Source organism: Ruegeria sp. F5, assembly GCF_056533845.1.
Genome location: NZ_JBQFOU010000001.1, coordinates 308998 through 329862 on the forward strand (window position 1 = coordinate 308998; position 20865 = coordinate 329862).

Here is a 20865-nt window from a genome sequence, read left to right on the forward strand (position 1 = left end):
GGTTTCGCGAGGCGGTTATGACTCAGAATGGTTTATACCCGGTCAGCTTTTCCCGACATGGGCACAGGTCGTGGCGGCGCTTTTTGTCATATGCGTTCGCCCGGTACCGCACCGAGTGTCCAATCGTGGAAACAGAGGTTTTCCAAGCGGCGGCAAACTTTCCGATCGCGTTTCGGGATTTGGGAGCTGGTCCTGAACCTGTGGCTCTGCTGTCCATGATGCCCGAAGTTGCATCACCGTTTGTCTCTGAAACTGGCACCTGGCTGGCCACATATGTCCCGTCTGCCCTGCGCTGTCCCCCGTTTCACGCGGGGCAGCACGCGGCAGATGAGTGTACCGGTTCAAAACAGTTTCACCTGATGGTCGATGAAACACTGGGTCTTGTCTCTGACGACTCTGACGGAGAGGCGTTTTTTGACAGCTCGGGTCGGCTGGCTCCGGAACTGGAAAAAGTATGCGCCTTTCTCCGGGCTAGGTCATATGCAGTCAAGGAAACGCGCAGGCTTTGCCAGATCATTGATAAGATGAAGCTTTTTTCGCCCCTGAGAGATTTTCAAGGGATACGGTTTCCAGACAGGCTCCTCACCGTGGACGCGGATGCGCTGAAAAAACTACCGCAATGTCAAAGAGCGGCTCTGACAGAAAGCAATGTCTGGCGAATGATACACGCCCACCATCTGTCCCTGCAGCACGGGGCATGGGTACTGCGCGCGCAACACCGGTTGAGCCAGCCTTCACCGACTTCGGAGCACGATGCGACTTCTGGTGTCGCCGGGTTTCTGGATGCAATGGCCGACGCGCATCAACTCAATGCGACTGTCTACTACTCCGAACCGGAGGACCTTGATGCCGCAGGTTAATCGAAACCTCCATCTGATTTCCGCCCTGATCCTGGCCTGCCAAATCGGTGCCTGCACGTCGGTGCCGGATCTTGCGCCGGAAGAAGCCTCGTTCACTGGCGGCTTTGCCGGGTCCGGGGCCGTAAGACCTTCGGCAAAACTGACACAAAACAGTTTTGGCCGGCGGGTGCGAGCCGCCGTGGAAACCAGCCCGGTTCTGGCCCAAAGCGAGACCGGCATCGCGGTCGCCACGGCAAACCAATTCGCGGCCAGGGGTGCGTTCTTGCCGCAGGTCTCGCTGGGGCTAAATGCCCGATCCGAACGCGTTGACTCTGACATTGCCGATGTCTTTCCCTACCTCCGCGTGTCGCAATTGGTCTACGATGGCGGCGCAGCCCGCGGGGATCTGGCGGCCGCCCGGGCGCGAGTTTTAGAGAGCCGTGGAAATCAGATACAGACAGCGGCAGCAACGGCTCTGGCCGCCATAGAAACCTATGTGCTGGTTCTGGACAGCCGAAAGATCCTTGAGATTACCGCCCGGAATGTAACGGCGCATGAGGATCTGGTTCGTCAGATTTCAAGCCGCGCAGCCAGCGGGGCAGGATCGAATGCCGACGTGCTGACGGCACGCTCACGCATGGCAGACGCCCGTACCCGGTTCGCCGACGCAAAAACGCGGGCTGATCGGGCAGAAGCGCGGTTCCGCGAGGTCTTTGGCACCCCTGCCGGTGTTCTGTCCGATCCCGTCCCAGCGCCGATGCTTGAACGCAGCGATACTCAGATCGTGCTCGAAAGCCCTCAGGTCCGTCGGGCGAATGCGGGGTTAGTCGCCGCCAAAGCCGAATGGGCGACGGCACAAGCCCGCCGTCAACCGGACGTTCGCGTCGCAGCCTTTGCCAATCAGGACGACAGCCGCGACGCCAATTTCGGTGTCGATCTGGCCTTGAACTACGAGCTCGACAGCACAGGACAACGCCGCGCCGCCATTGCCGCCGCCGAAGCCCGGGTCAAAGAGGCCGAATTCGCACGGGAAACACTGGTTCGCGAGATAGGACGCGAACTGGCCTTCATCCGGTCGGACCAGAAAGCAGGCGCTGAACGTTTGGGGGCCGCCCGTTCTGCGGCGCTTGCCAATGCCGAAAGCCTCGAGGCGACGCGCGCGCAATTCACAATCGGGCGCCGCAGCCTGATCGAAATTCTGGATGCGCAGCTGGATTATGTGAATGCACAAGAACGCCTGATCCTGTCCGAGCAGAGCTTTTTCCTAACCAACTACGCGGCGCTGAGCCTGACGGGCGACATTCTGGACCTGCTTGGCATTTCACTGAAAGACCGGAGGGAAGATCAATGACCGGGCCTGTTGAAACATCCGACCCCTCTGGACCGACCGCGTATGAAGCCTGTCTTTTGAACGTGGCTGCAACGCTGGACAGGCCACTAACCCTGGCCGCTTTGCACGCAATTCAATCGGGCGTCGAAGACGATCTTGCAATACGAGACATCATGGCAGTAGCCCACCGCTCGGGGCTGCAGGCGGCCTATGGCGCGCGGAAACTGGGCAAATTTGACGACACTCTTGTGCCGGCCATTCTGTTTCTGCAAGACGGCAGGGCCGTTGTCTATCATGGGCGAACAACCACAGGTGCGCTGCTTGTTTTTGACCCGGAGCTTGGCGAGGGCGTCGGCGAGGTTTCCGAACAGAGCCTGACCGGGACCTATACCGGTTACGCCATCTTGTTTCGCCGCGACAATCGCGACGAACCATCTGTCGACGCGGGTGGGGTTAACGGGCACTGGTTCTGGTCGGCCCTTGCCGCCAACCGCTGGTCATAAACTCAGGTGGCGCTGGCCGCCGCACTGGCAAACCTGCTGGGTTTGTCGACGTCGGTCTTCATCATGGTTGTTTACGATCGGGTCTTGCCAAATGAAGCAACGGCATCCCTGATCGCGTTGACGACAGGGGTTTGTCTGGCGCTTGTGTTCGATTTTGTCCTGAAACTGCTGCGGGCCGGGTTCATTGATCGGGCAGGCCAAAGGGCCGACATGTTTATGGGCCAGCGTGTTTTCGACAAACTGCTGAACATTCGAATGAAATCGCGCACAGGATCAACCGGAGCGATCACCAGCACCATTCGCGAGTTCGAAACCTTGCGCGAGTTCTTTACCTCGGCAACTCTGGTCGCGGTGGTCGATCTGCCCTTCATCGGGCTGTTCATCTTTGTGATCTATCTGGTCGGCGGGCCGCTTGCCCTGATACCGGCTCTGGCGGTTCCGATTGTTCTGATATGCGGCCTCGCCGTTCAGCCCGTCTTGTCGCGCATGGCGGAAAAGAGCCTAGCGGACGGTCAATCCAAGCAATCCGTTCTTGTCGAGGCGGTCTCGGGTTTGGAAACCATAAAGACTACGGCCGCCGGACGGCTGATGCGGGCACGATGGAAAACCGCGATTGAACGGCAATCCGCGCATGGTGCGCACAGCCGGGCGGTTACTCAGTTTGCCCTAAACCTGACGGGCTTTACGCAGCAGGCCGCGCAGGTCCTGATCGTTTTCTGTGGTGTGTTTCTGATCACGGAGGGTCAGGCCAGCATGGGCGCGTTGGTTGCCTCCGTCATGCTGACCGGCCGCGCCCTAGCACCCTTGGGGCAACTCGCCCAAACGCTGACCCGCGCCAATCAGGCGCGCAGCGCCTACCGGAACCTTGATGCGCTGATGCGGGCCGAGAGTGAAAGGCCGGATGGGCGCACCTGGATCAGCCGGTCCAGCTTCAAAGGCAGCATTTCTTTCAGCAATGTCCACTTCGCATACCCGGATCAATCCGAGGATACGTTGAATGGCGTGTCCTTCACGATCAACCCCGGTGAGAAAGTTGCAATTCTCGGGCAAATTGGGTCCGGCAAGAGCACGATAACACGTCTGCTTCTGGGGCTTTATACGCCACGGGTTGGGTCGGTGATGCTTGATGGTGTGGACATCCGCCAGATCGACCCCGGCGAACTGCGCCGCAATATCGGCTCGGTATTGCAGGATATTTGGCTGTTTTCAGGATCAGTACGGGACAATATCACCAGTGGCGCAATCCGCCCTCGCGATGAAGACCTGATCGAGGCGGGCCGCATTGCTGGGGTGGAGGAATTCGTCGCCCGGCATCCCGGAGGCTACGACCTTAGCATTGCTGAGCGGGGCGAAGGCCTGTCGGGCGGTCAGAAACAGGCTATCGCTCTGGCCCGCGCGTTGATCGGACGGCCTCCGGTTCTTTTGTTCGACGAACCGACCAGCGCCATGGATGTCAAGACCGAAGCAGAGGTCGTACAGCGTCTGAAGAACGCCACCAAAGACAGCACCATGGTCATTGTCACCCACCGAACCAGTCTTTTGGACTTGGTCGATAGGGTCATTGTGATCGAGGGCGGAAAGATCTGCGCCGATGGACCGAAAAGCCTGCTGTCGCAACGCACTCGCCGCGCGGGGAGGCATCTGAATGTCGCAGCATCCTGATCTGGCAGCACTTGCGCGCGAGATGCGTGGCCGCTCGCCCCTGCGGGGTTCGATCCTGCTGCTGGCGATTTTATCCTGTCTGGTATGCGCCGGAATTTGGGCTCACCTGACCGAGTTGGACGACGTGACGCGCGTGGACGGTCGGATCGTCCCTTCGGGAGACGTGCAGGTGATCGAGGCCACGGAACCCGGGGTCTTGCAGTCCTTGCACGTGCGCGAAGGTCAGGTTGTGGACAAAGCTGCCCTGTTGATGGAACTGGATGCCACCCAGATTGACAGCCAGTTGAATCAGGAACAACAAAAGGCCTTTGGTCTGATGGCCCGTGTGCAGCGACTTCAGGCTGAAATCGACGAAACGGAGTTGCAATTTGAAGCACGACTGATCAAAGGCGCGCCGACGGTCGTGCGTTCGGAAACCGCCTTGTTTCAGGGGCGGATGGCAGAGTTGCAGGCGGAAATAGCGATTCTGGAACGCCAGCGGCAGCAACGGCACCGGGAATACGAAGAAGGCCTGGTGGATCAGGTCACCGCCGAGGAAACCCTAAAGGTTCTGGCCGAAGAACGCGCAATGATGGCTCCGCTTGTGGAAAGCCGGATGGAACCCGCAACGACCCTTTTGGCCCTGCGCCGCAGCGAGGCCGAATGGAAGGGGCACAAAGTCAGGGCCGAAGCCGCGACCAGCCGGCTCAAATCCGGTTTGACCGAGATTGACGATCGCATTCGGGCCACGCGCAGCCGGTTCCGCAGCGCCGCGTTGACCGATCTGGCCTTGGCAACGGCAGAACTGGCGGCGCTGCAACCCACCCTGCCCGCCTTGCGTGACAGGGCCCTGCGCGCGCAGGTCCGATCGCCGGTGCGCGGGATCGTCAACCGCATTCACCGCACCACAATCGGCGGGCTGGCCCGAAGCGGCGAGGAACTTATCGAGATTGTCCCGCTGGACGATTCTCTGTTGGTCGAAGCCTATGTGCGACCCGAAGACATCGCCTTTTTACATGCGGGCCAGAAAGTCAAAGTGAAGATAACGGCCTATGATTTTGCCCGCTACGGCGGTCTGGAGGGCGAGATCATTCGCATCGGTGCCGACACAATCACCCGATCAGAGCGCAATGATGAGGAAGTTTTTGTAGTGGAAATCCGTACCAGCAACACGATGCTGGACGGCAATGGCGTCGCCGTCGAGATAATCCCGGGCATGATTGCCGAGGTCGACATGCTATCAGGAAGAAAATCGGTTTTGGATTATATCATACAGCCGGTTGTGAAGATCAAAGATCAGGCTTTGCGGGAATGAGGTGCCGTCAACGATCGGCAACCAACGCGTCGTTCCGTTTCACCGGCGCATGGCGGATGTTCACGGCAGCCGGGCGAGGAACCCCCCTCACTTGATCCGGCTTGTTGCAGTGAATACGCGCAATATCAGTTGCGTCAGAATGAAGTTGCGCGAGGTGATCCAGTGCTCATCGCCAATTCACGTCGCCAAGAAAGATATAGCCTGCTCCGTAAATAGTCTTGATCAATCGGGGGTTTTTGGGGTCTTCGCCCAGCTTGGTGCGCAGACGTGAAATCCGGACGTCCATCGCCCGGTCGAAACTCTCACCCGCGGCACCCCCCAGCGTTTCCTGCATCTGGGCGCGGCTGATCAGTCTTTTGGGGCTTTCCAGAAACAGACGCAGGACTTCTCCTTCCGCGTGGCTGAAAGTGGTTTCGGCCCCGTTAGCATTTTCCAGAACGTACCGGTCGAAGTGGGCCGTCCATCCGTTGAAGTCCGCAACGTCAGATCGTGCAGTCCGCGCTTGCGGCGACCGCAATCTTGCGCGGATGCGCGCGACGACCTCGACCGGGTCGAATGGTTTGGTGATGTAGTCATCCGCCCCCAGTTCAAGCCCCGTCACCCGATCCTGCACCTGCGCGCGACCGGAAATGATGATGACTGCGGCCCCCTGTTCCAGCGCCAGCCGGTGAACCAGGGCCAGCCCATCTGTATCCGGCAAAGACAGATCCACCAGGCACACGTCGGGTGTGACGCTGTTCAGGGCGGCCTCGAACTCTCGCGCCCGTGAAAAGCTTTGGGTCCGAAACCCCGCATCTGCCAGCGTATCGGTAAGAATGCGCCGAATCTCAGGCTCGTCGTCAAGAATGGTCACAAGCGGTTGGGTCATGAGGTCGTCTCGGTTCGGATCAGGGCGGCCAGTTGTGCCCGTGTAAACGGTTTGCGCAACACAGGCGCAAGGGCAAGCGCTTGCCGGTACAAAGGGTCCGAATCCGGCAGAGATGTCATCAGGATGCAAGGCAGCCCGGACCTGATCGTTTTCGACAAATCGAGCCCGGTGCCTTTGCCTTCCAGAAGGACGTCGGACAGTATCAACCCGATGTCCTCCACGTCCCGGGCAAGGGCAAGCGCCTCGTCTACGGATGTCGCCTCGATCACCGAAAAGCCCAGTTCAACAAGCATGTCCCGGAACTGGCCACGCAGGTCGGCATTGTCCTCGACCAGCAAAACCAACCCGTCCTGTACCGGCGGCGCAGGCCGGTAAGGCAGTCGCAGGATCACGGACGCGCCAGAGGGTGTGTTGCGCAAATTCAACCCGCCACCCGCCAGCTTGACCGTGTCGTAAACCATCGGCAGGCCCAGCCCCGAGCCTTTGCTGCCTTTGGTGGTGAAGAACGGGTTCAGCGCCTTGTCCAACGCCTCGGCCGAGAAGCCGGGGCCGGTGTCGGAAACGGTGATTTCGATCCAGATCGTTCCGACAGCATGGGCACTGATCGTGATCTGGCCGGTTGCCCCGCAGGCATCCCGCGCATTCAGAATAAGGTTCAACAGCGCATCCTGCACCATGCCCGGATCCAGCATAAGCGCCTGATCCGGCAGGTTGTTGACAACCGACAGCCCCATCCCGCGCGGCAAGGATGGGGAGGCCAGGACCCGCAAGTCTTCAAGCAGGCCCTTCATATCGGTTGCCTGTGGCTGCGGCGTGCGATTGCCGGTCATGTCGGCGATGCGGTTCAGCAATTGCCCGCCACGCCGCGCGGTTTGCTGTGTGGCGGCGATCAGCTCTTTCGCATCATCCGGCAGGTCCATCCTGTCCAGCCTGGCCTGCATACCCAATATGATGGTCAGCAGGTTCGAAAAATCATGCGCCAATCCGCTGGTCATCTGCGCCGCCAGGGCGCGGCGGCGGGTCTGCTGCAGGGCAACGCGGGCCTGTGTCTCTTCGGTGATGTCCACAGACATCACATACACGCCCCCTGCACCGTCAGGTGTGAACGAAACCCGGATACGCCGCGCGTCCTGATCTTCGGTAAACTCAAAGACCGAGGTTTCACCGTCATAGGCCTTTTGCAGATGGGGCTCGACCCGGGCGAAGGCATTGGCCCCGAGCGCGTCCGAGATATGCATGCCCAGTATGTCCGAGGGGCGGCTTGGCAGAACCGAACTGAGCCGGCGGTTGGAATAGTCATAGCGCCCGTCGCCATCCAGATGCGCGATATGAGCGGGCATCATTTCGGTCGTCATACGCGTGCGCGCTTCGATCTCGGTCAGTTCGCGCTTGGCCTCTTCCAGCGCCGAATTGGTCGCCGCCAACTGCCGGTTGGCCGCCGAGAGCTCTTCGGCGTGGCTGAGAACCTGATCGGACAATTCCTCGGACCGCGCCCGCAGCAGGTCTTCGGCCCGTTTGGTGCGTGTGATGTCGGTGTAAACCGCGACCCAGCCGCCTTGCGGCAGCGGCGCACCTTCGACCGAGATCACCTGCCCGTTGGGTCTGACGCGCTCCAGGTAGTGCGGCTCGAAAGCCAAGGCCTGGGTGACGCGCAGGTGCACGATTTCGTCGACATCCACATCGTCGCCATATTCACCTCGTTCAGCGATGAAGCGGATTGTATCGGCAAACAACGCTCCGGGCTGCACAAGCGCGTCCGGCAGATCGAACATTTCCTGATAGCGCCGGTTGCTGACGACAAGGCGCAGATCGCTGTCACAGATCGACAGAGCCTGACCGATCAGGTTCAGACCGGCGGTCGTCATCGCCTTTACCCGCTGTTCAGAGATGTCCAACTCAGCCCTCCGCTGGCTCAGGCGTAACACCAGAACACGTGCAGGTGTAGAGGGTCCGGGGCAGGAATTCCAATTCGCCCCCTGTTTGCCCCGCGCTGCACCTAGTATCTGGGTTTGGAAGTCGCGCCTTGCGCAGTGATCGCGTGCAGCGACAGCGTGTGATCCATGTTCCGCATCCGGTGCCGCAGCATCTGCCGCCCCAACCGCGCAAGGTCTGCGGCAAACTCAGGCCTGCGCGCCACATTTTCGAACTCTCCCTTGCCCTGATGGTCGAACAGGATCGGCGGCAAATCGGCTGCAAACTCAATCAGGGTGAAGCGGTCGTCCCGCAATATGCCAAGGCATGAGTCACTATTCCCGGTGCCCAGCCGTTGCTGCCACAGCGTCGGCTTTTCAGGTTTGGCAAAATCCAGTTCGCTGAAGGAATAGCTGCGCCAGTCTTCGGGTATGCCTCCCTGCAGCAATGGCAACAAGGACCGCCCGTCCATCGAATTGGGCACCGGCTGGTCCACCCAGTCCAGAATGGTGGGCGTTATGTCGATCGATTCCGTGGGCACCGTGACCGAGGCCCCGGCCTGTGCCTGATTGCCCGGCATGCGGATCATCAAGGACGTGTGATAGGCCGCGTCAAAGACCGTCATCTTGCCCCAGCTATGGCGATCCCCCAGCATTTCCCCGTGATCCGCCGTGATCACCAGCAGCGTGTCGTCATATTGGCCGCTGTCTTTGAGGTACCGGATCACCCGGCCAATGTGGTGGTCGACCTCGGTCGCCAGACCCAGATAAACGGCCCGCAAGGTGCGCAGGTTGTCATCGGTCGGTGCGACTTCATCAAACCCGTGCACGAAATCCCGGGCGGTGGAACTGTCAAGCGCGGGTCCAAAAAACGGATGCAGATTCCGTTCGTCTTCCTCGCCAAGCTGCGCAGGCAGCGGCACTTGCGCCGGGTCATACATGTCATTGTAAGGCGCGGGCGCGACCAACGGCGGATGCGGGCGAATGTAAGTAAGATGCGCGAACCAGTCCTGCCCCCGGCGCGGCGCAATGTCACGCAGAAACGCGTCGGTCAGAAAGGCGGTGTCGCTGTGTTCGGCCTTGTACAGCGCGGGGTCGTTCAGCTTGGGCGCACCACCTATTGGCGACACCGGTTTGTACAGGTCCCAATAGGTGTCGAAACTGTATCCCTTGTCCATCAGATAGGCCCGCCAGGGATAAGATTCCTCGAGCCGCATTTCGAGGACTTCCAAAAAGCCGGCCATCGGCTGTTCATAGGACCTGAGCACGGGGTCATTCGGGTCATGTACACGCGGATCGGCCGAGGTATCGGTATAGCCGAACAACATCGGGAAATACCCGGCCCTGCGCATCTCGGTGGCGATGTTCGGGGTATCGTGGCGCAGCGGCGTGCCGTTGCGCACGGACCGGTGGTTCATCGCATATTGCCCGGTCAGTATCGACGCGCGCGACGGGCCGCAGGGGTTCGTGACCGAGAAATGGCGGGTGAAGGTGACGGCCTCGTCCATGAACGCCCGCAGATTGGGCAATTCCACATGGTCAGCCAAGGCACCGCTCAGGCAGTCGGCCCGCAATTGGTCGATGATGATGAACAGAACATTTCCGGCCCGACGCATGCCACAATCCTCGATTCCGCACCCGTATTTCGACGCGGACTTTGGAGCGGTTCCCGCGCCCGCGCAACAGAATAGTCGGGCCATAATTCATTAGTTTAAAGTTTCTTACGCCCGATATGGCGCATGTGCCCGCCCCCCAAAGGACTGTCGCCCAGACGCAATCTTGTCTGGTCAATTCCCGGTTGGGTCACATAAACCCGTTGCAGCGAAACCGTGTTTCAATTCACATGTCCACATGACGGCACCGACAATCACATCCGAGCCAACCGCCAACGGCACAAATGTGCAGATTGCCGGCGAAATGCTGACACGATCCCTGGCATCGGTCGAGGCCGCCTTTGCTGCCGTTCGTCCGGACAAGGGTCAGGTCACGCTGGATTTGACGAAGGTCGAAGCGCTGGACACAGGCGGGGCCTGGCTGGTCGCGGATCTGGCCCGGCGGTTTACGGCGCAGGGGGCGCAGTTACAGTTTCAGGGCGTTCAGCCAGCCCATGCGGCGCTGATCGATACCGTCTCGCAGAACATCCCCGACGATGCCGGCACACTCGCCCCGCCGCGCAGTTTCACCGACTGGGTTGAACAGGTCGGCGAAAAAACGGCCGGAGGGTGGAAAGACACCCTGTCCATGCTCGAGTTTCTGGGCCTGACGCTGCACAGGCTGGCCCGCACCCTTGTGATGCCCTGGCGCCTGCGCCGGGCGGCGCTGGTCACGCATATGGAGGAAACGGGGTTCAAAGCCCTGCCCATCGTCTCGCTCATGGGGTTTCTGATCGGTGTCGTGCTGGCCTTTCAGGGGGCCACGCAGCTGAAACAGTTCGGGGCTGAGATTTTTGTGGTCGAACTGATCTCGATCTCGATCCTGCGTGAATTGGGCATTCTGCTGACCGCCATCATCGTTGCGGGCCGGTCCGGTTCGGCCTTTACCGCCTCGATCGGGTCGATGAAGGTACAGGAGGAGATCGACGCAATGCGCACCCTCGGCCTGGACCCGATTGAGGTGCTGGTCATTCCTCGCGTGCTTGCCCTGCTGATCACCCTGCCCATTCTGGGATTTGTCGCCGATATCGCGGGTCTGTTCGGCGGCGCCTTGATGAGCTGGATTGATCTGGGCGTCAGCCCCGGCATGTTCATTACCCGGCTGAACGAAAACACCGATGGCTGGCAATTGGCAATCGGCCTGATTAAAGCGCCGTTTTTTGCGGTGACCATTGGCGTCATTGCCTGTTGGCAGGCGATGCAGGTCAAAGGGTCGTCGCAAAGCGTGGGGCAGAGAACCACCGCCTCGGTCGTGCAATCCATTTTCATGGTAATCGCCATCGACGCGCTGTTCTCGATCTTCTTCTCCGAGATCGGCGTCTGACATGGATGGCACGGTTCAACAGCAGACCACCCAGACCGGCGCACAACGCGAGGCGGTGATAAGGGTGCGCGGGCTGCGCAACCAGTTCGGGCCGCAGGTGGTTCACGAAAACCTCAACCTCGATGTCTGGCGGGGCGAGGTGCTGGGCGTTGTCGGCGGATCGGGGACCGGCAAATCGGTGCTGCTGCGCACCATTGTAGGGCTCAACAAACCCGCCGCAGGCAGTATCGAGGTTCTGGGCGTCGACGTGCTGAACGGCCCCGAAGCGGATCGGCGGCGAATCGAACGGCACTGGGGCGTGGCCTTTCAGGACGGGGCGCTGTTCTCCTCGCTGACCGTGCTGCAAAACGTGATGGCCCCGCTGCGCGAACATACCGGCATCAGCGAGAAACTGATGGAGGCGCTGGGGGCGCTGAAAATCAGCCTGGTCGGGCTGCCGCAACTCAGCTGCGGTAAATTCCCGTCCGAGTTATCCGGTGGTATGCGCAAACGTGCGGCCCTGGCGCGGGCGCTGGCCCTGGACCCCGAGATCGTGTTTCTGGACGAACCAACCGCCGGATTGGATCCGATCGGGGCCGCCGCCTATGACGAGTTGATTGGCGAGCTGCAAAGCGCGCTGGGACTGACGGTTTTCATGGTCACGCATGATCTGGACAGCCTTTACGCAATTTGCGACCGCATTGCGGTACTTGCAGAAAAACGCGTCCTGGTTGAAGGTCCGATAGAAGACATGACCAAGGTCGATCACCCTTGGGTCCAGGAATACTTCACAGGCCCCCGCGCCCGCGCGGCGCAAGAGAAGGGGCAGGACAGGTAAAGGCAATGGAAACCCGGGCGAATTACATTCTGATCGGCGCGTTCACCCTTGCGGGCATTCTGGGTGTGTTCGCCTTTTTCCTGTGGCTCGTCAAATTCGAAGTGACCCGCCAATACGCCTATTACGACGTGCTGTTCGACAATGTTTCGGGCCTGTCCGCAGCCGGTGGTGTCAGCTTCAACGGCTTGCCGGTCGGACAGGTGATTTCGCTGAATCTGGATGAAGACGATCCGGCCAAGGTGCGGGTGCGCATCGAAGTGGATGCAGACATACCGATCACGGATGAAACGATTGCGCAATTGCAATCGCTGGGCGTGACCGGCGTGGGCTATGTGGAACTGACGGGCGGCTCCGCCTCGGCCCAGCGGTTACCGCAGGACAGTGTGATCAAGAGCAAACGCAGCACGATACAATCCCTGTTCGAAGGCGCGCCCAAGGTGCTGGACGAAGCAGTCTCGCTGCTGGAAAAACTGAACTCGGTCGTGGATGAGAAAAACCGGAAATCCGTGTCCGAGATTCTGGACAATCTGGCCTCGGCCACAAGCCGTCTGGACAAGACGATGACGGATTTTGAATCCGTGTCGGGGAACATCAGTGACGCCGCCAAGAATATCGGCGACTTTACCAAGCGGCTGGAGCCGATGATCGAAACGGCTGAGACCACGCTTGCAACGGGGACCGAAACGCTCAAAAGCGTCCAAACCGCGTCCGAGTCCGCGAAAGGGGCGTTGGATCAGGCGCAGGAAACGCTGCGCACGGCAAATCAGGTCATCGGCGAAGATGTCAGACCCTTTATCGAAAAGGGCTCGCAACTGGCGGAACGGCTGACCCGCCTTTCGGACGAAGCCAGCGTGAGCCTGGGTGTGGTCACCGAAACCGTCCTGAACGCGAACACCACGCTGGGCTCGGTCACGGCCACGATGGAGTCGGCCAAGGCGACGCTGGCCTCGGCCCAGCGGGCGTTCGACACGGCCAACCGGGTGATCGACGAAGACGTCGCCCCGGTGGCCGAAGATATTCGCAACGCCGCCAATCAAGTCACCGAGACCGTTTCGAACATCACGGAAAAGCTGGATTCGATTTCCGACAATGTGCTCAAAGCCTCGAACTCGGCGTCCGAGCTTTTGGGCACCATTGACGGCATCGTGCAATCCAACCGCCGTCAAGTTTCGGACTTCCTGCGCGTGGGTCTGCCACAGTTCGTCCGCTTTATCGAAGAGTCTCAACGGCTTGTCATCAGCCTCGATCGCCTTGTAGACAAGGTCGAGCGTGACCCGGCACGCTTCCTTCTGGGCACCCAAGCATCGGAGTTCCGTCAATGATCAGGCCGCTACTTCTACCCCTGATATTTGCAGCGCTTGGCGGATGCACCGGGCTGGATACGCTCAGGCAGGCCTCGAAACCCAATGACCTGTACCTGCTGACGCCCAAAAGCACCTTCTCATCCTCGCTGCCGCGCGTTGGGAAGCAGATCGTGGTGCAGGAACCAACCGCAACGGCGGCGGTCAACACCGATCAGATCGCGATTCAGCCCACGCCGCTGCAGGTCCAGTATCTGCCACAGGCCCGATGGGTGGACCGCGCGCCGCTTATCGTCCAGTCACTGCTGGTTGAAAGTTACGAGAATTCCGGAAAAGTCGCCGCCGTTGGACGCTCGACCGTTGGCCTGCGTGCCGATTATGTGATTGTCCCGGATTTGCGTGAATTTCAGGGGATCGTGGTTGGCGAGACTGCGGATTCCAAAACCGTGCGCGTCGAAGTGCGCATAAATATCAAGATCATCGACGAGTACGAAGACAAGATCATCGCATCCGATTCATTTCAGGAATTTGTGGTGTCGGCCAGCGACAAGACGCCCGATCTGGTCGAAGCCTTTGACATCGCCCTTGGCAAAACGATGCGGGACGCGGTGGAATGGAGCATTCGCAGGATCAATACCCATGCCGCCAACAATCCGCGCTCGTCGCCCAGCTAGTCTGTATTTCAAAGCGGGAATGCCGGATCAGAAATGATCTGCCGAGGCAAGTTTCCAGTCCTCGGCAAATTTGTCGGGAACGGTGTCGGACAACAAAGCGCCGTCTTCTAAGAAAGTGTAAAGCTCGGCATAGGACCGCTCTTGCTCATCGGCCGTGCGGCGGCGGATATCCCCCGGTCGCAGGTCTGCAACCTTATCTTTGCCCATTGCGCCCAGCAATTCGCGGAAGCTTTCCAGCGTGGCGTCATGAAATCGATGCACGCGCTGGCGTTTTTGCGGAATATTCACCGCCCGCCCCCGGATCGGGTCCTGCGTCGCAACGCCGGACGGGCAGCGATTGGTGTTGCAATGCAGGGCCTGAATACAGCCCACGGCAAACATCATGGCGCGCGCCGCGTTACACATATCCGCCCCAAGGGCAAACTTTTCGACCATATCGTACCCGGTCGCCACCTTGCCCGAGCAGATGATACGGATCTTGTTGCGCAGCCCGACCCCGCGCAGGCAGTTGTTCACGAAGATCAGCGCCTCGTTCAGGGGCATGCCAAGACGGTTGGTGAATTCCACCGGGGCGGCCCCCGTGCCGCCTTCGGCCCCGTCGATGGTGATGAAATCGGGCAGAATTCCCGTCTCTAACATGGCTTTGCAGATCGCCATGAACTCGGATGGTCTGCCGATGCACAGCTTGAACCCGACGGGCTTGCCGCCCGACATCTCACGCAGATGCTGCACAAAATGCATCAGGCCCGTCGGCCCTTCAAAGGCCGAATGAATAGGCGGAGAGATGACATCCTGATGTTCAGGCACGCCACGGATTTCGGCGATCTCTTTGTCGACCTTCGCCGCGGGCAGAACACCTCCGTGCGAAGGTTTGGCCCCCTGCGACAGCTTGATCTCAATCGCCTTGACCACGTCCTTTTTGGCCTTTTCTGCAAAGGCATCCTTGTCAAAGCCGCCCTCGGGCGTGCGGCAGCCGAAATAGCCGGTGCCGATCTGCCAGATGATGTCGCCGCCCTCGGCCAGATGGTGCGGAGACAATCCGCCCTCACCGGTGTTATGGGCAAAACCGCCATCCTTGGCCCCACCGTTCAGGGCCCGGATCGCATTGGCGCTGAGCGCCCCGAAGCTCATGGCCGAGACATTCAGTCGCGACGCGCTATAAGGCTTGTCGCATTGCGGGCCGCCCAGCATGACGCGCTCTTCGCTTTCGGGCACCTCCTTGGGGGCCAGCGAGTGATTGGCCCGGTGATAGCCCACAGTCATGATGTCGTACTGGGTGCCAAAAGCCTGCGTATCCACCTGACCCTTGGCCCGCGAATACACCAGGGCACGAATAATCCGGTTGAAGGGACGACCGCTTTCGTTGGTCTCGACGAAATACTGCCGGATTTCCGGGCTGACGAATTCCAGCATGTACCGGAAATGGCCCAGTACAGGGTAGTTGTTCAGCACGTTGTGCTTGGTGGTCAGCACGTCATAAAGGCCGACAACCGCATAAGGCACCAGAAGGATCAGCAGCCACCATGCGGGGGGCCAGAACACGCCCAAAACCACCACCAGAGGCAAACACACATAAGTCAGGAAATAATAGAGCCTGCGAACAATCATGCCGGTTCTCCCTTGGTGGCACCTGCCTGTGTTGACACGCCCACCGTGAAACAACTGGCCGTTTGATTGCAAGCCTTTGTGCGCCGCGTTTCGGTGACCGGCGTAATTGTGAAGCGCTGTTAAGGGGTTGGCCCTGTTGATCCGGCCCATGGCAACCGGTATGCCGTTTCAGACGCGTAACGAGGCCGACCCCTTTGGCAGACCCTGCATTTAAAAGCCGAACCCTGATGTTTCTGGCGGTTTTCATCGGCGGGGCCATCGGATCACTGCTGCGCGAGGCATTCTCGCTGGAATTGCCGGGCCTGCCGTTCCTGACGGCAACCTTCGGCATCAACGTGGTGGCCTGTTTCATTCTGGGCTGGCTCTATTCCGTGCGCCACCGGGTCCACGCCCATGTGCTGCATCTGGGCGCGGTGGGGTTTTGCGGTGGGCTGTCCACCTTTTCCTTGTTCGTGGCCGAGTTGGAACGGCTGGCGGAAAGCAATGTCTGGGCCGCATCAGCCGCGGCCGGGCTCGAGATCGTGTTTGGCCTTGCCGCAGCGGTGCTGGGCGAAGCACTGGGCCGCCGTTTCCATTCCGGAAGGGGCGCAGAATGACCGAGCTTTACCTGCACGCAATGTTTGGGTTGGGCGGCGGTCTGGGCGCGGTCCTGCGCCATTGGCTGGCCCTTAAGGTCAACCACGATCTGCCCTTTTCCACGCTGATTGTGAACGTGCTGGGCAGCCTGCTGCTGGGGCTGTGGATCGGCTATCTGGGCGGGCCGGTCGAGATGGGCGAAGAAGAAAAACGACTGGTCTTCGGGTTTTGCGGGGGGTTCACCACATTCTCGAGCTTTGCCTATCAATCGCTGGCACTGCACCGGGAACGCACGTTGGTTCTGGCCGCCGGCAATATCCTGATCAGCCTGGCCTTGTGCTGGTTTGCGCTGTGGCTTGGGTTGACCCTGACGCGTTGACCACGTTCTGCCGCCCTACATCGCGTGCATATGCATCCGGATCGCCAGATTGCCCATGATCCAGACAGTCCCGAGGATGATGATCAGCAGAACAAGCGTCGAAAACAGGATCAGGTCCAGATCTTCGCGGCTGCTGCGGCGGCGGTCGATATGCAGGAAGTAAACCAACTGAAAGATCAGTTGCGAAAGCCCCAGCAGGCTGAGGGTCAGATACACCCCGATCGTTTCGATACCAAAGGTGTGTGCGATCCCGAACATCGCCAATGTCAGAACCAATGAGCCGCCATAACCGATGACATACCGCCGACGCTCGCGCCGGTGCATTTCGGTTCGCTTATCCATAGGTGAGCCCTCCGAAATAAACGATGGTGATGATGCCGATCCAGATCAGGTCGAGGAAGTGCCAGAACAGCGCCAGCCGGACCACGCGGGACATCAGCAAATCGGTCAGGCCAAAGACCCTTAGCTGGATACCCAGCACGATCAGCCACAAGCAGCCCGCCGCGACATGCAGGCCGTGCAAGGGTACGAGGCCGTAAAACGCGGAAAGGAATCCGCTACGCTGCGGGATGCCGCCCTTTTCGGCCATGGCCATGAAATCGCGGATTTCCAGCACCAGAAAGCTGAGCCCCAGAACCAGCGTCACACCAAACCACAGCACGATGCGCACGTGAGGCAGGTTGTACTTCAGCGCCAGCATGGCGAGCCCGACGGTCAGGCTGCTGGTCAGCAGGATCATCGTCTGGGCAAAGATGCTTTTCAGATCGAACAGCTCATGCGGCCCCGGCCCACCCGCCTGCGCATCGATCATCGTGATGTAGATGGCGAACATCAGGCCAAAATAGACCAGATCGCTCATCAAGAAGACCCAGAAGCCAAAGGTGACGACCTCGGACGCCCTGTCGGCGCTGGCGTGATCCTCGCCCAGGTTGAGGCCCGGATAGCTGTGCTTAGGTGCGCGCCTCATGTCACGGCCTCCATATCCGGGCGGGCAAGGCCGCGGTTTTCGGGAGCGGACTCATGGTCGCGGTCCACCGCCGTGGAACTGTGAACCAGCGCCAGCCAGGCCTCGTGGTCCTTGCGGACTTCTTCGGCGGGAATGATGATCTCGGTGCTGGTGTCGAAACTCCAGAGGATAACGGCCAGGATCAGTGCAATCGTCACCAGGGCGGCCAGCCACCAGATCCACCAGACCAGCGCGAACATCCAGACCCCGCTGAGCACGCACAGGATGAACCCGATCCCGGTGTTTCTGGGCATTTCGATATCCTCATAGGCATCCGGCGTCGGATAAGCCGTGCCGCGTTCCTTGGCGGCGGCAAAATTGTCCCGGTCGGTGACCTGCGGGATGATCGCAAAGTTATAGGGCGGCGGTGGCGACGGGATCGACCATTCCAGCGTCCGCCCGTCCCACGGATCGCCCACAGGGGCGAGAGTTTTCTCGCGGTCGCGGATGCTGACCCAAAGCTGGATCAGGATCGAGAACAGCCCACAGGTAATAACCAGCGCGCCGATCACGGCGGTGATCATGTAGGGATGAAAACTCGGGTCATCCCAACTGAACGACCGGCGCGGCATGCCCATCAGCCCGACGAAATAAAGCGGCATGAAGGTCAGCAGGAAACCGACGGTCCAGCAAAAGACCGAGACCCGCCCCCAGAACTCGTTCAGACGGAAGCCGAACGCTTTGGGGAACCAATAGTTGAACGCCGCGAGCAGGCCGAACAGCACTCCCGGCAGCAGCGCGTTGTGGAAATGGGCCACCAGGAACAGGGTGTTGTGCACCTGATAGTCGACGGTCGGGTTGGCCAACACCACGCCGCTGAGCCCGCCGATGACGAACAGCATCAGGAAGGACAGCCCGTAAAGCATCGGAACCGAGAACCGGATGCGGCCGCGCCACAGCGTCGCCATCCAGTCATAGACCTTCACGCCGGTGGGGATGGCGATCAGCATCGTGGCAATGCCGAACACCGCATTGATCAACGCGCTTTGGCCCATGGTGAAGAAATGGTGCAGCCAGACGGTGAACGACAGCACCGCAATCGACATGGTGGCGATGACCAGCGAGTTGTAACCATAGAGGCGCTTGGCTGAGAACGTCGCAAAGACCTCGGAATAGATGCCATAGGCGGGCAGGACCAGTAAATAGACCTCGGGGTGGCCGAACAGCCAGAACAGGTTGGCGTAGTTCATCATGTTGCCGCCAAGGTCATTGGTGAAGAAGTGGAAATCCAGATAGCGGTCGGCGGCCAGCAGCAGTGCTGCAACGCCAAGCGGCGGCATCGCAAAGATGATCAGGATCGAGCTGCAGATGATCGTCCAGCAATACATCGGCAGCCGCATAAATTTCATTCCCGGCGCGCGCAGCTTGTAGATCGTCACCGCAAAGTTGATGCCGGTCAGAGTCGTCCCAACGCCTGAAACAACGATGGCCCAAATCCAGTAATCCGGTCCCACACCCGGATTGAAGGCAGCCCCGGTATAGGGCGGATAAGCCGTCCAGCCCCCAGTCGAGAACTCACCCACGACAAGTGACACCATCAGCATCATGCCCGCCGAAACGGTCAGGCCAAGGCTCATCTGGTTCATTACCGGGAATGCCACATCACGGGCACCGATCATCAGAGGGACAAGGTAGTTCGCCACGCCAAAGACAAAGGGCACGGCCACAAAAAACACCATGATTGTGCCATGCGTGCTGAACAGTTCGGCGAAATGTTCCGGTTCAAGGAACCCATCCCCCGGCCCTGCGGCCTGTTGCGCGCGCATGACCACGCCCTCCAGCACGCCCCGCGCCAGCATCACAATCGCGAAGACGATATACATGATGCCGATCTTCTTGTGATCCGCGCTGGTCAGCCAGTCGCGCCAGAGCGGCCCCCACAGGCGAAACCATGTCAGCAGTCCGACCACGGCGACAACGCCCACAACCACAATCGCCGCAGCAGCATTGGCGATGATTTCATTCGCGCCGGGGTTCTGGATCAGGCCAGCGACGGGGAACGCATCCCATGTCAGGCGGCCAAAGAAACCGGACTCGGCAGATGTCATTGGCTTGCCTCCTGCCCATAGGCGGTGGTTCCGGGTTGCTGATCCTGCGGCAGCGGTTCGCCGCTGTGATACCGGTGCAGGATGGAGTGAAACAAATCACCCTCTTCCAGCGTGAAATACAGCGCGTGAAGCGGCATGAGCTCGGTTCCCAGAGCCGCCTGTACCTCATCCCGGTCGGTGCGCATGGCCAATGTTTGGTATGTCTCATCGGTCAGAGGGATGCCGTGGGTGCGAACGCTTTCGACCCAGGCATTGAAATCTTGTAGCTGCATGGCCTGCGTCAGAAACTTCTGTTTGGTGAAGCCCCGGCCATTGTACTGCGTGTTTTCGCCTTGCATGGTTTTGGGCGCATCCGCCACCAGATGCAGTTGAGTGGTCATCCCCGGCATCGCATAAATCTGCCCCGCCAGCGCCGGGATCATGAACGATTGCATCACCGTGTCCGTCGTCAGCGTCATGGCAACCTGCTGCTTGACTGGAATACCAAGCTCTCCCACGCTGGCGATGCCCAGATCGGGGTAGATAAACAGCCATTTCCAATCCAGACCCACGACCTGCACCCGCAGGGCCGGTTCCTCGCCAAAAGGCGCGGCGTAGGGGTCAAGCCGATGCGTCGCCTTCCACAGGTAAAAGGACAGAATGGCGACGATAACGACAGGCACGCCCCACATGACGAATTCCAACGGGCCCGAGAAATCCCATTTCGGCGTATAAGCCGCGCCGCCGCCCTTGCGTCGGCGGTATCGCAGCGCGATCAGCGGCACCAGCACAAGAACCGGCACAACGGCAATCAGGATCAGCGCCGTCGCCCGCAGCAGATGGGTTTTTTGCACCGCCGCAATCGGGCCTTGCGGGTCCATGAAACTGTCACTGGCCGCACCCCCCTGGACCGAGGCCAGAAGAACCACCATGGCCAACAGCACCGGAACTGACGCTGGGGACGTTCTGATCCTGGCCATGCCTGACGGTCCTCTGCTGCTGCCGGTTGCGTCCAACTATCGGCAGATACAGGAATTTTCTCAAGGATTTTTCGTAACCGGCAATTGCCGGACGCGGCGGATGTTCAACTGCGAA

The 20865-nt window shown here is 60.0% G+C and carries 19 protein-coding genes; 11 read left to right on the forward strand and 8 right to left on the reverse strand.

Going from position 1 to position 20865, the window contains the following annotated elements; genetic code table 11:
• The first annotated feature begins 17 nt into the window (after positions 1 to 17).
• Genes ACR0K1_RS01305 through ACR0K1_RS01325 form a run of 5 tightly spaced genes read left to right on the forward strand, consistent with a single transcriptional unit; the run spans position 18 to position 5628 of the window.
• Entirely contained in the window at positions 18 to 860 is an 843-nt protein-coding gene (locus tag ACR0K1_RS01305) for a SapC family protein (RefSeq protein WP_480611538.1), read from the forward strand.
• Positions 847 to 2190: a TolC family protein gene (locus ACR0K1_RS01310; RefSeq protein ID WP_480848295.1), complete on the forward strand. Its 1344-nt coding sequence runs from the start codon at positions 847 to 849 to the stop codon at positions 2188 to 2190. The genes ACR0K1_RS01305 and ACR0K1_RS01310 overlap by 14 nt, the downstream gene beginning before the upstream one ends.
• A complete protein-coding gene (locus tag ACR0K1_RS01315) occupies positions 2187 to 2672 on the forward strand; it encodes a cysteine peptidase family C39 domain-containing protein (RefSeq protein WP_480848297.1) in 486 nt (161 codons plus the stop codon). The genes ACR0K1_RS01310 and ACR0K1_RS01315 overlap by 4 nt, the downstream gene beginning before the upstream one ends.
• 6 nt (positions 2673 to 2678) lie before the next feature.
• Positions 2679 to 4334, forward strand: coding sequence for a type I secretion system permease/ATPase (locus ACR0K1_RS01320; RefSeq protein ID WP_480848299.1), 1656 nt, complete (start codon positions 2679 to 2681; stop codon positions 4332 to 4334).
• Positions 4318 to 5628, forward strand: coding sequence for an HlyD family type I secretion periplasmic adaptor subunit (locus ACR0K1_RS01325; RefSeq protein WP_480611535.1), 1311 nt, complete (start codon positions 4318 to 4320; stop codon positions 5626 to 5628). The genes ACR0K1_RS01320 and ACR0K1_RS01325 overlap by 17 nt, the downstream gene beginning before the upstream one ends.
• 166 nt (positions 5629 to 5794) lie before the next feature.
• On the opposite strand, the gene ACR0K1_RS01330 is transcribed toward ACR0K1_RS01325, so the two are convergent.
• The 3 genes from ACR0K1_RS01330 to ACR0K1_RS01340 form a co-directional block, all read right to left on the reverse strand.
• Complete coding sequence (locus tag ACR0K1_RS01330) at positions 5795 to 6496, reverse strand: response regulator transcription factor (protein ID WP_480611534.1); 702 nt, start codon at positions 6494 to 6496, stop codon at positions 5795 to 5797.
• Complete coding sequence (locus tag ACR0K1_RS01335; RefSeq protein ID WP_480611806.1) at positions 6493 to 8361, reverse strand: PAS-domain containing protein; 1869 nt, start codon at positions 8359 to 8361, stop codon at positions 6493 to 6495. Before ACR0K1_RS01335 ends, ACR0K1_RS01330 begins: the two co-directional genes overlap by 4 nt.
• 131 nt (positions 8362 to 8492) lie before the next feature.
• The gene (locus ACR0K1_RS01340; protein WP_480611533.1) at positions 8493 to 10022 is read right to left on the reverse strand and encodes a sulfatase-like hydrolase/transferase; all 1530 of its coding nucleotides are present in this window, start codon (positions 10020 to 10022) and stop codon (positions 8493 to 8495) included.
• A gap of 235 nt (positions 10023 to 10257) precedes the next feature.
• On the opposite strand from ACR0K1_RS01340, the gene ACR0K1_RS01345 reads away from it, so the two are divergent.
• The 4 genes from ACR0K1_RS01345 to ACR0K1_RS01360 are packed head-to-tail and all read left to right on the forward strand — an operon-like array spanning position 10258 to position 14174.
• The gene (locus tag ACR0K1_RS01345; protein WP_480848302.1) at positions 10258 to 11382 is read left to right on the forward strand and encodes an ABC transporter permease; all 1125 of its coding nucleotides are present in this window, start codon (positions 10258 to 10260) and stop codon (positions 11380 to 11382) included.
• Position 11383: 1 nt separating this feature from the next.
• Positions 11384 to 12199 (forward strand): ABC transporter ATP-binding protein, encoded by an 816-nt coding sequence (locus ACR0K1_RS01350; RefSeq protein ID WP_480611531.1) that lies wholly within the window; start codon positions 11384 to 11386, stop codon positions 12197 to 12199.
• Between the two features lie 5 nt (positions 12200 to 12204).
• Entirely contained in the window at positions 12205 to 13521 is a 1317-nt protein-coding gene (locus ACR0K1_RS01355) for an MlaD family protein (RefSeq protein WP_480611530.1), read from the forward strand.
• On the forward strand, positions 13518 to 14174 hold the full coding sequence (locus ACR0K1_RS01360) for an ABC-type transport auxiliary lipoprotein family protein (RefSeq protein WP_480611529.1): 657 nt from the start codon (positions 13518 to 13520) through the stop codon (positions 14172 to 14174). The genes ACR0K1_RS01355 and ACR0K1_RS01360 overlap by 4 nt, the downstream gene beginning before the upstream one ends.
• Positions 14175 to 14201: 27 nt before the next feature.
• Here the strand turns inward: ACR0K1_RS01360 and ACR0K1_RS01365 are convergent, their stop codons facing one another.
• The gene (locus ACR0K1_RS01365; RefSeq protein ID WP_480848305.1) at positions 14202 to 15782 is read right to left on the reverse strand and encodes an FMN-binding glutamate synthase family protein; all 1581 of its coding nucleotides are present in this window, start codon (positions 15780 to 15782) and stop codon (positions 14202 to 14204) included.
• 227 nt (positions 15783 to 16009) lie between these two features.
• Between ACR0K1_RS01365 and ACR0K1_RS01370 the strand changes: the two genes are divergently transcribed.
• Together ACR0K1_RS01370 and ACR0K1_RS01375 are read left to right on the forward strand one after the other, a co-directional pair.
• Positions 16010 to 16378, forward strand: coding sequence for a fluoride efflux transporter FluC (locus ACR0K1_RS01370; RefSeq protein WP_480611527.1), 369 nt, complete (start codon positions 16010 to 16012; stop codon positions 16376 to 16378).
• Positions 16375 to 16737 (forward strand): fluoride efflux transporter FluC, encoded by a 363-nt coding sequence (locus ACR0K1_RS01375; RefSeq protein ID WP_480848307.1) that lies wholly within the window; start codon positions 16375 to 16377, stop codon positions 16735 to 16737. Before ACR0K1_RS01370 ends, ACR0K1_RS01375 begins: the two co-directional genes overlap by 4 nt.
• 15 nt (positions 16738 to 16752) lie before the next feature.
• Here the strand turns inward: ACR0K1_RS01375 and ACR0K1_RS01380 are convergent, their stop codons facing one another.
• The 4 genes from ACR0K1_RS01380 to ACR0K1_RS01395 are packed head-to-tail and all read right to left on the reverse strand — an operon-like array spanning position 16753 to position 20750.
• Positions 16753 to 17079, reverse strand: coding sequence for a cytochrome o ubiquinol oxidase subunit IV (locus tag ACR0K1_RS01380; protein WP_480611525.1), 327 nt, complete (start codon positions 17077 to 17079; stop codon positions 16753 to 16755).
• Positions 17072 to 17704 (reverse strand): cytochrome c oxidase subunit 3, encoded by a 633-nt coding sequence (locus ACR0K1_RS01385; protein WP_480611524.1) that lies wholly within the window; start codon positions 17702 to 17704, stop codon positions 17072 to 17074. The genes ACR0K1_RS01380 and ACR0K1_RS01385 overlap by 8 nt, the downstream gene beginning before the upstream one ends.
• A complete protein-coding gene (locus ACR0K1_RS01390; protein ID WP_480611523.1) occupies positions 17701 to 19791 on the reverse strand; it encodes a cbb3-type cytochrome c oxidase subunit I in 2091 nt (696 codons plus the stop codon). The genes ACR0K1_RS01385 and ACR0K1_RS01390 overlap by 4 nt, the downstream gene beginning before the upstream one ends.
• Entirely contained in the window at positions 19788 to 20750 is a 963-nt protein-coding gene (locus tag ACR0K1_RS01395; protein ID WP_480611522.1) for a cytochrome ubiquinol oxidase subunit II, read from the reverse strand. The genes ACR0K1_RS01390 and ACR0K1_RS01395 overlap by 4 nt, the downstream gene beginning before the upstream one ends.
• Between the last annotated feature and the right edge of the window lie 115 nt (positions 20751 to 20865).